Source organism: Streptomyces sp. NBC_00425 (assembly GCF_036030735.1).
Lineage (GTDB): Bacteria > Actinomycetota > Actinomycetes > Streptomycetales > Streptomycetaceae > Streptomyces.
Genome location: NZ_CP107928.1, coordinates 6,985,530 through 6,999,943, shown reverse-complemented (window position 1 = coordinate 6,999,943; position 14,414 = coordinate 6,985,530). Strand labels below are relative to the sequence as shown.

The window sequence follows — 14,414 nt, the reverse complement described above, 5'->3', positions numbered from 1 at the left end:
CCGACGGCCGGCCTCACGCCGCGAACCTGCGGCGGGTGGTGTCGGCGGGGAGATAGGCCTGCGGCTGGTCGGCCCGCACCGCGTGGTGCATCGGGGCCCGGTTGGCCTGCTCCAGGGCGGAGGCGGTGGCCGCCGCCGGGCCCAGGACGACCGCTGCGACGGCGCACAGCACGGTCCAGGGGCTGCGGGCGGCCCTGGCGAGGACGCCCTGCTGCGTGGTCTGCGCGGCCCCGGTACGGCTGCTGTTCATGATCCCCACCTCCGGTCGGTGCTTCGTGTCGTGCACGACCGTAGGACGGTGGCATGGGAGAACCCTGAACGCGGCCTAAGGCGTTGCTGTGAGAGCGTGCGCGGCCGTCCTGCCCTGGAGGCGGGCGGCCGTCTCGCGGATCTCCGGGAGGCGGGCGGCGAGGGCGGCGCCGGGACAACTCGTCATGAAGCCGTCCCGGTGGCCGGCCAGGGCGGGCAGGGTGGCGGTGGTCCCGGCCGCGTACCGGCTGTGGCTGTTGCTGGAGGTCAGCCGCACGTGCGACCGCGGATCGACGCCGGACAGGCCGAGCTTCCAGGCGGCCAGGGCGGCGATCGCGTCGACCATGGCCTGCGGCACCGGCACCCCGGAGGTGAACGTGCCCAGCGCGGCGATGCCCACCGTGCGGTGGTTGAAGCCCTGGGTGTGCGCCCCGGTGACGGCGCGGTCGACGCCGCCCGCCCGGCCCTCGTAGATGGTGCCGCAGCGGTCGACGAGGAAGTTGTAGCCGATGTCGTCCCAGCCCCGGGCGGCGGTCTGGCCGGTGTACAGGGAGCGGATGATGCGGGGCGCGTCGGCGCAGTCGTAGCCGTTGGGCGAGTCGGTGTGGTGGACGAAGACGGCGACGGCCCTGTCGTCGTAGCGCGGCGGCGGCTGTGCGTGCCGGGCGAGGGCGTCCAGCCAGGCGGTGCGCGGCACGACGGGCGGCCGGGCCGCCCGGTGCCCGGCGGCGGGACGGGCGGCGGCGGGACGGGGGGTCCGGCCGGCGGAGGCGGCGTCGCCGACGCCCCCCGCGCACGCCCCCAGGGCGGCCACGGCGGCGAGCCCGGGCAGACAGCCCAGGAGCACGAGGAGCGGGCCCGGTATCCGCGTGCGGCGCGGACGGCGCGTTCCCCGCGGACCGTGCGACGCCGGTCGGAGGGCACACATGACCCCACTGTCCGACGAATCCGCTCCGTCCGCGATGTGGCGTGTGCCACCCGGTGGAACCATCATCCCGGTCCGTGACGTTTTCCGGAGTACACGCACGCGTGGCCGTCGGGCCGCACGCGCGCGTTCCGGCCATGACGGACGGACAGCTGATCACTGGACCCCTCCCGCGCGTACTAGGACACGACCTGGGGGATCCAAGAGAAAAAAAGGGGGGCCGGTGGACCTGCTCGACATTCTGCTGGTGCTGGTGATCCTGGCCTACGCCGCTTCCGGCTACCGGCGGGGCCTGGTGGCCGGCTGCGTGTCGTTGGCCGGTTTCGTGGGCGGTGCGGTGGTCGGCGTGTGGGTCCTGCCGTGGCTGATGGATCCGGTGACTCCGGGAACCACCGCGGCCACCGTGACAGCCGTGTTCACGGTGCTCCTTCCGGCGGCGGTCGGGCACGAACTGGCGGGGCGGCTGGCGTTGCGGCTGCGCCGGGAGCTGGACCGCGGGCCGCTGCGGGTGGCGGACGGGATCGGCGGCGCGGCGGCCAACGTGGTGGCGGTGCTGATCGTGGCGTGGGTGGCGGCGAGCGTGCTGGGCGCGTCCTCGTCGCCGGTGGTCACGTCGTCGATACGGGACTCACGGCTGCTGGGGGCCGTGCAGGACGTGATGCCGGACACCACGCCCACCTGGTTCGCGCGGGCCACGTCGGCGCTGACCCAGGCGGGCTTCCCGCAGGTCTTCAACCCCTTCGAGAACGAGTCGACGGCCGAGGTCGCCGAGCCCACCGGCGACAGCGTCACGGCGAGCGCCACCGAGGCGGCCAAGCGCAGCACGGTGAAGATCGAGGGCGTCGCGGGCGACCAGGGCCGCGAGGGCAGCGGCTTCGTGTACGCCGACGAGCACGTGATGACCAACGCGCACGTGGTGGCGGGCATCGACAGCCCGACCGTGCGGATCGGCGGCGTCGGGCCGTCGTACGACGCGCGCGTGGTGCTCTTCGACCCGGACAAGGACGTGGCGGTGCTCTACGTGCCGTACCTGAAGGCGCCGGTGCTGGTCTTCGACGACGAGGCCACGCGCGGGAACCCGGCGGTGGTGGCCGGCTATCCGCAGGACGGCGACCTGAACCTGCAGGCGGCCACGGTCGCGGGGCGGGTGAAGGCGACCGGCCGCAACATCTACAACGACGAGATCGTCACCCGGGAGATCTACTCGATCCGCTCCACCGTGCGCCCCGGCAACTCCGGCGGCCCGCTGCTGACCACGACCGGCCGGGTCTACGGCGTGGTCTTCGCGCGCTCCACCTCCGACGACGAGACGGGATACGTGCTGACGGCGGCGGAGGTCGCCGGCGACGCGAAGCACGCGGCGACCGCCACCCGGCCCGTGGACACGGGGAACCTGGCCCCTCCCTGAGCGGCGGTGCGGTCCCCCGCCGCGGCGCCGCTGCGATCCGTCCGAAGGGGCCTTACACCGGCCGGCCCATCAAGACGTCGTCCACGTATGCGCCGTCCAGCAGGAACTCCTCGGGGAGGACCCCCTCCACCGTGAACCCCTCGGCCTCGTAGAGCTTCCGCGCCGGGGTGTTGTGGCCGAGGACGCGCAGGGTGACGCGGCGGGCGCCCTGCCGGCGGGTCTCCTCGACGGCGGCCCTGACCAGCGCCCGTCCGACGCCGTGGCCGCGCGCCTCGTCGAGCACGGCGAGGCCCTGGATCTGCCGGACGTGCGCGTTGGCGGCGAGCGGGGTGGGCGGGACGAGACGCACGTATCCGACGACGCGGCCGTCCAGTTCGGCGACCAGGAAGTCCCGGGGAAGGTGCCGCTCGTCGAAGAAGGAGTCGTACGGCGGCTGCGGCTCGGGCATGACGGCGTGCAGCGGGGACCAGGTCAGCCGGTCGACGAGACCGAGCGCCTGGTCGTCGGCGGCTGACGCGGCCCGTATGCGGGGTGGGGACGGCTCGGACATGGCCGCCACCCTAATGCGGGCGGACGGCGACCCGGCCGGGGTTTTCCCGGGCCGGGGGGCAGGATGGCGGTATGGAACGTACGCGAATCGCGGTGGCCGGGGCATCCGGACTGATCGGCAGCGCATTGGCGCGGTCCCTGACCGCGGACGGGCACGAGGTGGTCCGGCTGGTGCGCCGGGCGCCCCGGGGGCCGTCGGAGCTGCGCTGGGACCCCGAGAAGGGGCAGGTGGACGCGGCCGGGCTCGCCGGGTGCGACGCCGTGGTCAACGTGGCGGGCGCGGGGGTCGGCGACCGGCGCTGGAGCGACGCCTACAAGAAGCGCATCCACGACAGCCGGGTGCACGGCACGGCGGCGCTGGCGCGGGCCGTCGCCTCGCTCGACGAACCGCCGCGGGTGTTCGTCAACGGCAGCGCGATGGGCTTCTACGGCGAGACGGGCGACCGGGTCGTGGACGAGAGCGCCCCGGCCGGCAGCGGCTTCCTGCCGGAGCTGTGCGTGGAGTGGGAGGCGGCCGCGGGTCCCGCCCAGAAGGCGGGCGTGCGTACGGCGTTCACCCGGACCGGGCTGGTCGTGGCGCGCGGCGGCGGGGCCTGGGGCAAGCTGTTCCCGCTCTTCACGGCCGGGCTCGGGGGGCGGATGGGCGACGGCAGCCAGTACTGGTCGTACATCGCGCTGCACGACGAGGTGGCGGCGATCCGGCACCTCCTCGACCGCGACGACCTGTCGGGCCCGTTCAACCTCACCGCGCCCGAGCCGCTGACGAACCGTGAGATCACCGCGGCGATGGGGCGGGTGCTGCACCGGCCGACGCTCTTCGCGGTGCCGGCGCCGGTGCTGCGGACGGTGCTCGGCGAGATGGCCGGGGACGTGCTGGGCAGCGCGCGGGTGGTGCCGAAGCGGCTGCTGGAGTCCGGGTTCACCTTCGCGTTCCCCGGGATCGAGGATGCCGTCCGAGCAGCCTGATCCGCCACGCGACCGTATGCGACCGGCGTGCGACCGTGCCCTGTCCATGCGCGACTGTTCTTGACCGATCACGGCCCTACCCTCGACCCGAACTCGGGTATCCCGGACGGCCGTCGGGGGCATGACGTCTCCACCGGCCGCGCAACCTCGAGGAGGGGCACGTGCTTGAGCCCGCGTACCAGGCAGACGTCGTCGTGGTGGGAGCCGGAGTCTCCGGACTCTCCGCCGCGCACCGGCTGACCAGCGCAGGAGTAAGAACCGTAGTCCTGGAGGCCGCCCCTTGCGTGGGCGGTCGCATGGCGACGGAGAAGGTCGACGGGTTCCGGCTCGACCGCATCGGGCAGCTGCTGTCCACGGCGTACCCCGAACTGACCCTGACACCGGGGCTCGACGCGCTCGCCTTGCGTCCGTTCGCGCCGGGGGTCCTGCTGCACAGCGACGGACGCCATCACCGCGCCGGCGCACAGGCGGGCGCGGGGAGCGCAAGGGGCGCACTCCACGCGGTGCGCGCCCTGGCGAGCACTCCCCGGCCGGGTGCGCTGCCCCGCCCGCGTGCCGGCGGCTCCCTGCCGGCTGCGGGACGGCCGCCCGCCCCGCCCAGGCTCCGGGCGGGCGCGCCGCTGGGCACCGCCGTGGACCAGGCCCGGCTCGGCGCCGCGCTCACCCGGCTCGCGGCCACCCCCGCCGAGCGTCTGCTGCGCCGCCCGGAACTGCCCGCCGCCCAGGCCCTCGCCGCCCGCGGGCTGCCCGCCCGCACGGTGGACGGCTTCGTGCGCCCGCTGCTCGCCGCGCTGCTGTGCGACCCGGATCTCACCACCTCGAGCCGGTGCGCGGACCTCGCGCTGCGCGCCTTCGCGGCCGGCCGGCTGGCGCTGCCGAAGGGCGGCGCCGAGGCGCTGCCCGACCTCCTCGCACGGACCCTGCCGCCGGGCTCCGTGCGCACCGGGGTGCGGGTCACCTCCGTCTCCACCACCTCGGTGACCACCGCGGGGCACGGCGAGTTCCGCTGCCGCGCGGTCCTGGTCGCCACCGACGCGCGCAGTGCGGCACAGCTGCTGCCCGGGCTGCGGGTGCCCGACTTCCACCCGGTGACGATCGTCCACCACACGACGGACGAGCCGCCCGGGACCGGCGCCTCGCTGCTCCTGGACGCCGACCGCGGCGGGCCGGTCGCGCACACGGCGGTGGTCAGCCGGATCGACCCGAGCCGCGCGCCCGCGGGCCGCACGCTGATCTCGTCCACCGTCCTCGGCACACCCCCGCCGGGCGTCGACACCGCCGTACGCATGCATCTGTCCCGGCTGTACGGCGTCTCCACCGCGCGCTGGGAGACGCTGGCGGTGCATCACACCGCCGAGGCCGTGCCCGCGATGCGCGCACCGCACGATCTGCGGCGCCCGGTGCGGCTGCTGGCGGGCCTGTACGTGTGCGGCGACCACCGGGACACCAGCACCGTGCAGGGAGCGCTGCACTCGGCGCACCGGGCGGCGTCCGCGATCGTCTCCGATCTGCGCGCCGCCGGTTCCCTGCCCCTGGCCGACCCGCGCCCGACGGCCCCCGAGGAGCAGGCAGCGGCGTGACCGGGAGGCCGGGAGGCCGGGGCGGAGCCCCCGGCCTCCCGGACTCCGGACTCCGGACTCCGGACTCCGGACTCCGGACTCCGGACTCCGGACTCCGCCTCCAGCTCCCGGCCTCCGCCCGCCCACCACACGTCTCCGGTCAGCGCAAGGGCGGCGGCCACGCACTTCAGCCCGTCCGGCGCGGGAGGAGCCCGGGGGTGGTCAGCCCAGCGCCGCCACCTTGTCGCGGTAGGTGCGGGCCGGGGACGCGTCCTTGTACGGCTCCAGCCTGCGTTCGAAGTCCCTGACGTACTCCAGGGCCCGGACCGACCGCATCTCCGCCGCCTGGCCGGCCGCCTCCGCGGCCAGCTGGCAGGCCTGGTCGAGTTCGCCCAGGCCGAGGCGGGCTGAGGCGAGGACGACACGGCAGAACAGCCGGCTGCGGGCATGGGCGGCCGGACGCAGCTGCAGGGAGCGCTCGGCGTGCTGGGCGGCCGCCCGGAACTGCTGCAGGTCGCGGTGGCAGTGCCCGAACTCGTCGGCCAACTGCGCCTCGTCGAAGAAGCGCGCCCAGTACGGCGTCTCGTCACCGGACTTGGCCGCCTCGAGCGCGCGCTCGGCGCGGACGAGGGCCGCGGTGGAGGCGCGCACCTCGCCGAGCACCGCGTGCCCGCGCGCCTCCGCCGCGTGCAGCAGCGCCTGCACGACGGGCGGCGCCCCCGTGCCGACGCCCTGCTGGGCCACCCGCGCGAGCTGCACCGCCTCCCGGCCGTGACCGAGGTAGACGGCCTGGCGGCTCATGGTGACGAGGACGAAGGAGCCGTAGGCGCGATCCCCGGCCACCTGGGAGAGGCGCAGGGCCTGCACGAAGTAGCGCTGGGCCAGGCCGTGCGCGGCGATGTCGAAGGAGGTCCAGCCGGCCAGGCGGGTCAGGTCGGCGGCCGCGCCGAAGAGGCGCCGGCCGGTCTGCTCGCCGTACGTGCCGCGCAGCATGGGCTCGCACTCGTGTTCCAGGTAGCGCACGAGGGCCTGCCGGGCGTGGCCGCCGCCGTACCGGTCGTCGAGGGAGCGGAAGAGCTCGCCGACCGAGCGCAGCGCGGAGATGTCGCCGCCGGTGACCCGCTGGCCGGGGCCGCGCTCGGCGCCCTGACCGCGCCGGCGCGGCACGGCGGACGGCCCGGCCGCCGCAGATCCCGGCGGGACGGCCGCCGCCGGGGTCTGCGCCGGCGAAAGCGGCGACACGAGCGACGCCGGGAGCGACGGGGAGGGGTGTGGGGAGGAGTGCGGGGAGAGGTGTGGGGAGGGATGCTGCGGCGTGGTGGGCCGCATGGCCGGGCGGCCCTGGACGGGCACCCGGGCGGGCGGCTCGCTGCGGGCGACCTTCTCGTCGGCCCGCCCGATCAGCCAGTCACGGCTCGGCACCACGAGCCCTGCCGGGGTGAAGGCGATCTTGCGCAGCTCGGCATGGCTGCCTGAGTCCTTGCGCCACAGTCCCCCAACGATGTCGACAGCCTCCTCGGGCGTGCCGGCGAACTCCAGTCCCGCGTAGACGGGGGCACACGCGTCCAGACCGAGGTCCTGGGCGCTCAGACGGCGGCCCAGACGCCGGGTGAAGACCTCGGCGATCAGGGCGGGGGTGGTGCCACGGGGCTGCTGCCCGCGCAGCCACCGGGTGACGGACGTCTTGTCGTATCTCAGGTCCAGCCCGTGCTCGAGGCCGAGCTGATCGACCCGACGGGCCAGTCCCGCGTTGGAGAATCCCGCTTCTGCGATGAGCGCGGCGAGCTGACGGTTTGGCGTGCGCTGCGCGGGTCGTTCCGTCATCTGCGGTGCGGTCTCCTGCCTTCCGGGCCTCCGACGTGCCCGGATGAAGTGCGCTGATGGGTGTGATCAGCCCTTTTGGCCTCGCGAACGGCGCGAATGTAGCGGAGCGTAAGCGGGCGATCGCACATCTCGAGGTTCATTCATCCGATCGTGTGAGGATTGGCTGTGCGGCTGACGCGTGGCACGCGGTCGTACAGTGGCTTGGGCGCGTCACGCGCCTGACGACTTTCAGGGAGGCGCTTGCCGTGAGCGAGTTGCGGTTCGTCCGGATGGGGTTCGGCGGGGACGCCGTCGAGTACCAGGAGGCGTGGGACGAGCAACGCCGCGTGCACGCGGCGCGCTTCGCCGACGAGGTCCCGGACACCGTCCTGCTCCTGGAGCACCCGGCCGTGTACACCGCCGGCCGGCGCACGGCCGACGCCGAACGCCCCCTCGACGGCACCCCGGTCGTCGACGTGGACCGCGGCGGCAAGATCACCTGGCACGGCCCGGGCCAGCTGGTGGGCTACCCGATCCTGAAGCTGCCGCGTCCGGTGGACGTCGTCGCGCACGTACGCCGCCTCGAGGACGCCCTGATCCGCGTCTGCGCCGAGTTCGGGCTGGAGACCACCCGGGTCGAGGGCCGCAGCGGGGTGTGGGTGCTGGGCGACCCGGTGGAGACCCGCCCCTCGCTCGGCGGCCTGTCGCTGGACTTCGACCCCCGGCTCACGGACGAGGAGTTCGACCCGCGGCTGAACGGGCCGGAGTACGCCCCGTCCAACGCCGGCCAGCGGCGCGAGGACCGCAAGATCGCGGCGATCGGCATCCGGGTCGCCAAGGGCGTCACCATGCACGGCTTCGCGCTCAACGTGAACCCGGACAACAAGTGGTTCGACCGGATCATCCCGTGCGGCATCCGGGACGCGGGCGTCGCCTCGCTCGCCGGCGAACTGGGCCGGGACGTGACGATCGAGGAGGTGCTGCCCGTGGTGGAGCGGCACCTGAGGGACGTCCTGGAGAATGCCGAGCTGAAACCGCGCGAGATCGAGAAGGCGACCGCCTGACCCCGCAGGGCCCGGCAGGGCTCGAAAAGCACGGGCGTACCCTGGTGTACGCCGAAGAATCGAAAGTCTAAGCAGACAGGCAGGGAGCCGACGTGTCCGCAGTCGCACCCGACGGACGCAAGATGCTGCGCCTGGAGGTCCGTAACAGCCAGACCCCCATCGAGCGCAAGCCCGAGTGGATCAAGACCCGGGCGAAAATGGGTCCCGAGTACACGAAGATGCAGAACCTCGTGAAGAGCGAGGGTCTGCACACGGTGTGCCAGGAAGCCGGCTGTCCCAACATCTACGAGTGCTGGGAGGACCGCGAGGCCACCTTCCTCATCGGCGGCGACCAGTGCACCCGGCGCTGCGACTTCTGCCAGATCGACACCGGCAAGCCCGAGGCGCTGGACCGCGACGAGCCGCGGCGCGTGGGCGAGTCCGTCGTCACCATGGACCTGAACTACGCCACCATCACCGGTGTCGCGCGTGACGACCTGGCGGACGGCGGGGCGTGGCTCTACGCCGAGACCGTGCGGCAGATCCACCTGCAGACGGCCGAGCGGGAGGCGGGGCGCACCAAGGTCGAGCTGCTGGCCCCCGACTTCAACGCCGTCCCGGAGCAGCTCGCCGAGGTCTTCTCCGCGCGGCCCGAGGTCTTCGCGCACAACGTCGAGACCGTCCCGCGGATCTTCAAGCGGATCCGGCCGGGCTTCCGTTACGAGCGTTCGCTGGGCGTCATCACGGCGGCCCGCGACAACGGCCTGGTCACCAAGTCGAACCTGATCCTCGGCATGGGCGAGACCCGCGAGGAGGTGAGCGAGGCGCTGCGGCAGCTGCACGACGCGGGCTGCGAGCTGGTCACCATCACGCAGTACCTGCGGCCCTCGGTGCGCCACCATCCCGTCGAGCGCTGGGTCAAGCCGCACGAGTTCGTGGAGCTGAAGGAGGAGGCCGACCAGATCGGTTTCTCCGGCGTGATGTCGGGTCCGCTGGTACGGTCCTCCTACCGTGCCGGACGCCTCTACCAGATGGCCGTCGAGAAGCGCGGTTCCTTCGTCGCCGGCCAGGCGGTCTGACGCAGCGTCACCTCTCTTGCGCCGTACGGGCGCAAGCCGAGTGTGTGAATTCGCGCACAAGCACCTACTCGCCAGTAGTGACCGATATGACGCGGTCCCGGTCGTCCTCGCAGATGAGGGCGTACGCCGGGGCCGCGTCAGCGTTTCGGCCCCCCGCACGGAGGCTTCATTCGCGTTTGACCGGCCGGTCACGCCCTGGTAACACCAATCAGTGACGCTGGTATCACACCACGTAGACCCGAGTCCGAGCCGTACGAGGGGGAACCTCCACCATGCAGGCCGCGCCCGTTAGCGCCACCGCCATCCCGTCCTTCACCACCGCACTGCGCGCCGTCGAGTCGCTGCTCATGAGCAGCGGACAGCGCACCGCCCGCCGCAACGCCTGGACCTCCGTCCTGGAGGACCGCCGTCGCGCCAAGGACCGTGTCGAGGCGCAGCGCATCCTCGAGACCGTCACCTCCGGCCGCCCCTGAGCTCCTGCCCGCGATCCCTCGGCCCACACCCGCCTCCTGCCGTCGTAGGCGCTCGTGGGGGCACGTAGACTTCGTGGCATGGCGAGAAGTGACAGCGCGGCGGACGCCGCTAACCCCGGGCGACTGAAGCAGATCGCCCTGACGTTCAAGATGACCCGCAAGGCCGACAAGACGATCGGCCTGGTGCTCGCGGGCGTCTTCCTCCTCACCTTCGGCGTCTTTCTCGCGATCGGCTTCCTGCTCGGCCATCCGGTCTACCTGGGCATCCTGGGCTTCCTGCTCGCCTTCCTGGCGACGGCGATCGTGTTCGGACGCCGGGCCGAGCGAGCCGCCTTCGGTCAGATGGAGGGCCAGCCGGGCGCCGCCGCGGCCGTCCTCGACAACATCGGCCGGGGCTGGACGACCACTCCCGCCGTCGCGATGAACCGCAGCCAGGACGTGGTGCACCGGGCTGTCGGCAAGGCCGGCATCGTCCTGGTCGCCGAGGGCAACCCGAACCGGGTGAAGAGCCTCCTGGCCGCCGAGAAGAAGAAGATGAACCGCATCGTCGCGGACGTCCCCGTGCACGACGTGATCGTCGGCTCCGGCGAGGGCCAGGTGGAGCTGAAGAAGCTGCGCACCACCCTGCTGAAGTACCCCCGGGTGCTGGCCGGACCCCAGGTCACCGCCACCAACGACCGGCTGCGCGCGATGGGCGACCTGATGAGCAACATGCCGCTGCCGAAGGGCCCGATGCCCAAGGGCATGCGGCTGCCGAAGGGCGGCGGCGGCAAGGCCCGCTGAGCCCCGCCGGCCCCGCGCCCGTGACGCTACGAGGAAGGGGCGCCCGGATCCATCCGGGCGCCCCTTCCTCGTACCACCGCTTCAGCGCTTTGCCCGTGTGCCGTGCCGCCGCGTGTGGGCGACGCCTCAGAGGCGGACCTCGACCGTGCGGGCCAGCCGGTCGTGCAGACCGCGGCCGTCGCGGTCCCAGACCAGCGCCGGCACGGCCAGGCAGAGCAGGACCGTGCGCGCCACGGAGCGCAGCGGGCTGACGGCGCCGGTGTCGGCGGAGACCACGCGCAGACCGAAGAGACGCTTGCCCGGGGTGAAACCGATCGTGCCGACGGTCAGGGCGCTCATGACGAAGAAGACGAGCAGCGCCCAGTTGCCCGTGGCGGGCCGATAGCCGTCCGTGATCAAGCTGTATGCGATCAGGACACTGAGCCCCCAGTCCAGGGCCAGCGCGCCGAGCCGTCGGCCGGGACGGGCGATCGAGCCCGGGCCCTCCTCCGGCAGACCGAGCTGCTCACCCCGGTATCCGAAGTCGGCGCCGGCGTCCTCCATGGCCGAGCGGGGTCCGGAGAGCCACGATCCGAGTGCTTGCCTGTTGTCCACGCGTCCACGGTACTGCCCGCGTTTCGTGATGCGGACAGGTGGGGTGGACCGGGGCGAGGTCCGGTTAACTTGTGCGAAACAAATGGGTCACGCCCGAGAAATCACCCGTCCCTAGGGTCGACGACAGCGTGTGCCACCGCACTGGCAGCACGAACGAACTACCACCCCGGCTCGACGGCCGGGAGTAGGAGGAGCTGGATGTTCCAGAACGCCGACGAGGCCAAGAAGTTCATCGCGGACGAGGACGTCAAGTTCGTCGACGTCCGCTTCTGCGACCTGCCGGGCGTCATGCAGCACTTCACGCTGCCCGTCGAGGCGTTCGACCCGGACGAGGAGCTCGCCTTCGACGGCTCGTCGATCCGCGGCTTCCAGGCCATCCACGAGTCCGACATGGCGCTGCGCGCCGACCTGTCGACGTCGCGCGTGGACCCCTTCCGCCGCGACAAGACGCTGAACATCAACTTCTTCATCCACGACCCGATCACGGGCGAGCAGTACTCCCGTGACCCGCGCAACGTGGCGAAGAAGGCCGAGGCGTACCTGGCGTCGACCGGTATCGCCGACACCGCCTACTTCGGTCCCGAGGCCGAGTTCTACGTCTTCGACAGCGTGCGCTTCAAGACCTCGGAGAACGAGTCCTTCTACCACATCGACTCCGAGGCCGGCGCCTGGAACACCGGTGCGCTCGAGGACAACCGCGGTTACAAGGTCCGCTACAAGGGCGGCTACTTCCCGACCCCGCCGGTCGACCACTTCGCCGACCTGCGCGCGGAGATCTCCCTGGAGCTGGCCGCGTCCGGCCTCCAGGTCGAGCGCCAGCACCACGAGGTGGGCACCGCCGGCCAGGCCGAGATCAACTACAAGTTCAACACGCTGCTCGCCGCGGCCGACGACCTCCAGCTCTTCAAGTACATCGTGAAGAACGTCGCCTGGCGCAACGGCAAGACCGCGACCTTCATGCCGAAGCCGATCTTCGGCGACAACGGCTCGGGCATGCACGTCCACCAGTCCCTGTGGAGCGGCGGCTCCCCGCTGTTCTACGACGAGACCGGCTACGCGGGTCTGTCGGACATGGCCCGCTACTACATCGGCGGCATCCTCAAGCACGCGCCGTCGCTGCTGGCCTTCACCAACCCGACGGTGAACTCCTACCACCGTCTGGTGCCGGGCTTCGAGGCTCCGGTCAACCTGGTGTACTCGCAGCGCAACCGTTCCGCCGCCATGCGCATCCCGATCACGGGCTCCAACCCGAAGGCCAAGCGCGTCGAGTTCCGCGCGCCCGACTCCTCCGGCAACCCGTACCTCGCCTTCTCGGCCCTGCTCCTCGCGGGCCTGGACGGCATCAAGAACAAGATCGAGCCGGCCGAGCCGATCGACAAGGACCTGTACGAGCTGGCCCCCGAGGAGCACGCGGGCGTCGCGCAGGTCCCGACCTCGCTCCCGGCCGTCCTCGACCGCCTCGAGTCGGACCACGAGTTCCTCCTCGCCGGCGACGTCTTCACGTCCGACCTGATCGAGACGTGGATCGACTACAAGCGCACGAACGAGATCGCCCCGCTGCAGCTCCGCCCGCACCCGCACGAGTTCGAGCTGTACTTCGACGTGTGATATCGCCCCAGGTCAGAGCGGGTTTCCGCTCCCCTGGGCCGTGTGTGCCGTCGGCCGTGTCCTTCCTCGTCGGAAGGGCACGGCCGACGGCCTGTTCGCTGCCCGGCCGGCGAGGAACGGGACGCCCTGGCGCTCATAGACACGGTGGGAAACCAACAGGGCTCCTGTGCCAGCGAGTCGAGACGTCGAACGCCTCACTCAACGGCACAGGAGCCTTGACTCAGCCGAGGGAGGTCAGCCCTCAGCACTGCGGGCAAATTTATGCATTGTCGTAATATGCATAGCAGGTGTATGCCGCACCTTGGGTGTGGTGGGCGTAGGAAGTCTCGCCCTTCGCCACCCAGCCACTTGAATGGTCGATGTTGATGACCCTGACCGTCGACTTGTGCTTCACGTCCGCGATGTAGTTGGAGTAGCACTTCCTCCCGGTTCCAGCCGACGTGACCTCCTGCCCATAGCACCACCTGCCATGAGTCACGTCCTTGCAGGTATTCTCATTCAACGCGGCCGGACGTTTCAGCTGCACGGCCGAATCGTTGATTTCCAGCTTTACGACGCCCCACTCGGAGGGGTTACCCAGTTCCGCCGGCGGGCTGACGCCGTCACCCCTCTTGTGGACGACGGGCTGCCCAATCACGAGGCCGTCGGTGGCCTCTGCCACGGTAGCGATTCCGCCCTGCGGGGCGTTAGCCGCTGCCGGGGTGGCAAGAGCGGAGACCGCAAGCACGGCGCCCGAAATGCCGAAAAATATCGACTTTCCAAAGCTCTTCATTTTTCCCCCATTTCCACCCCCGCTGTCGAGGGCCAGGAAAGATCTTCAACGAGGACGCTGCGAAGGTCAAGGCTTGGCCGATTTACAGCCCCGGAACGGCCTGAAATCGTTTGCCGGGCACTGGTATTCACGGGCGGGCCATCACACCGAGTACTCATCCTCCACCGGCATCACACGATCTCCATGCAACGGACGTGCGACCGGCCCCGGCCCGTCGGACGGCCCCTGCCCCGTCGGACGGGCCGACTGCGACGCCCCCGTTTTCCGGTTTTTCCGGGCGGGGGCGTCGTCGTATGGTTTCTGGCACTGCTGTTCGACGGGGGGAGTCGCAGGTATGCCCGAACAGGACGACAGCGAGCGCGAGTTCGACCTCAGATGGGCGGACGCCGCGACGCACAAGGAGCCCTCGGCGCGGGCCCGGATGCTGGCCGCCCGGTGGAAGGAGAACCCCCCGGAGCCGGTGCCGTTCCGCGCCGATCCCGGCCCGGCGGCGCGCCGCCGTTCGTCCTGGCTGTCGACGACGCTCGTCCTCGCCTGCGTGATCGGCGTGATCCTGCTGCTGGGGTACGCCCGCTTCCGGGCTCCGTACTAGAGGGGGCGCGG

Annotated in this window: 15 protein-coding genes; 9 read left to right on the top strand and 6 right to left on the bottom strand. The window is 71.9% G+C overall.

Going from position 1 to position 14,414, the window contains the following annotated elements:
* Window positions 1-13: 13 nt before the first annotated feature.
* Entirely contained in the window at window positions 14-250 is a 237-nt protein-coding gene (locus OHS82_RS30700) for a hypothetical protein (RefSeq protein WP_057583470.1), read from the bottom strand.
* 75 nt (window positions 251-325) lie between these two features.
* Complete coding sequence (locus OHS82_RS30695; RefSeq protein ID WP_242433412.1) at window positions 326-1,096, bottom strand: peptidoglycan recognition protein family protein; 771 nt, start codon at window positions 1,094-1,096, stop codon at window positions 326-328.
* 301 nt (window positions 1,097-1,397) lie between these two features.
* On the opposite strand from OHS82_RS30695, the gene OHS82_RS30690 reads away from it, so the two are divergent.
* Window positions 1,398-2,582 (top strand): MarP family serine protease, encoded by a 1,185-nt coding sequence (locus OHS82_RS30690; protein ID WP_328435006.1) that lies wholly within the window; start codon window positions 1,398-1,400, stop codon window positions 2,580-2,582.
* Window positions 2,583-2,634: 52 nt separating this feature from the next.
* Here OHS82_RS30690 and OHS82_RS30685 read toward each other — a convergent pair whose 3' ends face one another.
* The gene (locus tag OHS82_RS30685) at window positions 2,635-3,132 is read right to left on the bottom strand and encodes a GNAT family N-acetyltransferase (RefSeq protein WP_057583357.1); all 498 of its coding nucleotides are present in this window, start codon (window positions 3,130-3,132) and stop codon (window positions 2,635-2,637) included.
* A gap of 71 nt (window positions 3,133-3,203) precedes the next feature.
* Here OHS82_RS30685 and OHS82_RS30680 point away from each other — a divergent pair, with 71 nt between their 5' ends.
* Window positions 3,204-4,097: a TIGR01777 family oxidoreductase gene (locus OHS82_RS30680; protein ID WP_199863965.1), complete on the top strand. Its 894-nt coding sequence runs from the start codon at window positions 3,204-3,206 to the stop codon at window positions 4,095-4,097.
* A gap of 161 nt (window positions 4,098-4,258) precedes the next feature.
* A complete protein-coding gene (locus OHS82_RS30675; protein WP_057583355.1) occupies window positions 4,259-5,677 on the top strand; it encodes an NAD(P)/FAD-dependent oxidoreductase in 1,419 nt (472 codons plus the stop codon).
* A gap of 201 nt (window positions 5,678-5,878) precedes the next feature.
* On the opposite strand, the gene OHS82_RS30670 is transcribed toward OHS82_RS30675, so the two are convergent.
* Window positions 5,879-7,480, bottom strand: a complete 1,602-nt coding sequence (locus OHS82_RS30670; protein ID WP_328435005.1) for a regulator — start codon at window positions 7,478-7,480, stop codon at window positions 5,879-5,881.
* A gap of 245 nt (window positions 7,481-7,725) precedes the next feature.
* Here OHS82_RS30670 and lipB point away from each other — a divergent pair, with 245 nt between their 5' ends.
* From lipB to OHS82_RS30650, 4 genes are all read left to right on the top strand, one after another.
* A complete protein-coding gene (gene lipB / locus OHS82_RS30665; RefSeq protein WP_057583353.1) occupies window positions 7,726-8,523 on the top strand; it encodes a lipoyl(octanoyl) transferase LipB in 798 nt (265 codons plus the stop codon).
* Between the two features lie 92 nt (window positions 8,524-8,615).
* Window positions 8,616-9,581, top strand: a complete 966-nt coding sequence (gene lipA / locus OHS82_RS30660) for a lipoyl synthase (protein ID WP_057583351.1) — start codon at window positions 8,616-8,618, stop codon at window positions 9,579-9,581.
* A 272-nt stretch (window positions 9,582-9,853) separates the two neighbouring features.
* Window positions 9,854-10,054, top strand: a complete 201-nt coding sequence (locus OHS82_RS30655; protein WP_057583349.1) for an SCO2195 family GlnR-regulated protein — start codon at window positions 9,854-9,856, stop codon at window positions 10,052-10,054.
* A 78-nt stretch (window positions 10,055-10,132) separates the two neighbouring features.
* Window positions 10,133-10,837 (top strand): DUF4191 domain-containing protein, encoded by a 705-nt coding sequence (locus OHS82_RS30650; RefSeq protein ID WP_057583347.1) that lies wholly within the window; start codon window positions 10,133-10,135, stop codon window positions 10,835-10,837.
* Between the two features lie 126 nt (window positions 10,838-10,963).
* Here OHS82_RS30650 and OHS82_RS30645 read toward each other — a convergent pair whose 3' ends face one another.
* Entirely contained in the window at window positions 10,964-11,431 is a 468-nt protein-coding gene (locus OHS82_RS30645; protein WP_057583345.1) for an RDD family protein, read from the bottom strand.
* Between the two features lie 198 nt (window positions 11,432-11,629).
* Between OHS82_RS30645 and glnA the strand changes: the two genes are divergently transcribed.
* Window positions 11,630-13,039 (top strand): type I glutamate--ammonia ligase, encoded by a 1,410-nt coding sequence (gene glnA / locus OHS82_RS30640; RefSeq protein ID WP_057583343.1) that lies wholly within the window; start codon window positions 11,630-11,632, stop codon window positions 13,037-13,039.
* Between the two features lie 259 nt (window positions 13,040-13,298).
* Here glnA and OHS82_RS30635 read toward each other — a convergent pair whose 3' ends face one another.
* A complete protein-coding gene (locus OHS82_RS30635; protein WP_328435004.1) occupies window positions 13,299-13,811 on the bottom strand; it encodes a hypothetical protein in 513 nt (170 codons plus the stop codon).
* Window positions 13,812-14,145: 334 nt separating this feature from the next.
* On the opposite strand from OHS82_RS30635, the gene OHS82_RS30630 reads away from it, so the two are divergent.
* Window positions 14,146-14,403, top strand: a complete 258-nt coding sequence (locus OHS82_RS30630) for an SCO2583/SCO2584 N-terminal domain-containing protein (protein WP_057583339.1) — start codon at window positions 14,146-14,148, stop codon at window positions 14,401-14,403.
* Window positions 14,404-14,414: the final 11 nt, after the last annotated feature.

Bases quoted from the DNA above. Each gene is read 5' to 3' on its own strand.
- OHS82_RS30700 (WP_057583470.1), bottom strand. From the start codon at position 250: ATGAACAGCAGCCGTACCGGGGCCGCGCAGACCACGCAGCAGGGCGTC.
- OHS82_RS30685 (WP_057583357.1), bottom strand. From the start codon at position 3,132: ATGTCCGAGCCGTCCCCACCCCGCATACGGGCCGCGTCAGCCGCCGAC.
- OHS82_RS30680 (WP_199863965.1), top strand. From the start codon at position 3,204: ATGGAACGTACGCGAATCGCGGTGGCCGGGGCATCCGGACTGATCGGC.
- OHS82_RS30670 (WP_328435005.1), bottom strand. From the start codon at position 7,480: ATGACGGAACGACCCGCGCAGCGCACGCCAAACCGTCAGCTCGCCGCG.
- OHS82_RS30655 (WP_057583349.1), top strand. From the start codon at position 9,854: ATGCAGGCCGCGCCCGTTAGCGCCACCGCCATCCCGTCCTTCACCACC.
- OHS82_RS30650 (WP_057583347.1), top strand. From the start codon at position 10,133: ATGGCGAGAAGTGACAGCGCGGCGGACGCCGCTAACCCCGGGCGACTG.
- glnA (WP_057583343.1), top strand. From the start codon at position 11,630: ATGTTCCAGAACGCCGACGAGGCCAAGAAGTTCATCGCGGACGAGGAC.
- OHS82_RS30635 (WP_328435004.1), bottom strand. From the start codon at position 13,811: ATGAAGAGCTTTGGAAAGTCGATATTTTTCGGCATTTCGGGCGCCGTG.
- OHS82_RS30630 (WP_057583339.1), top strand. From the start codon at position 14,146: ATGCCCGAACAGGACGACAGCGAGCGCGAGTTCGACCTCAGATGGGCG.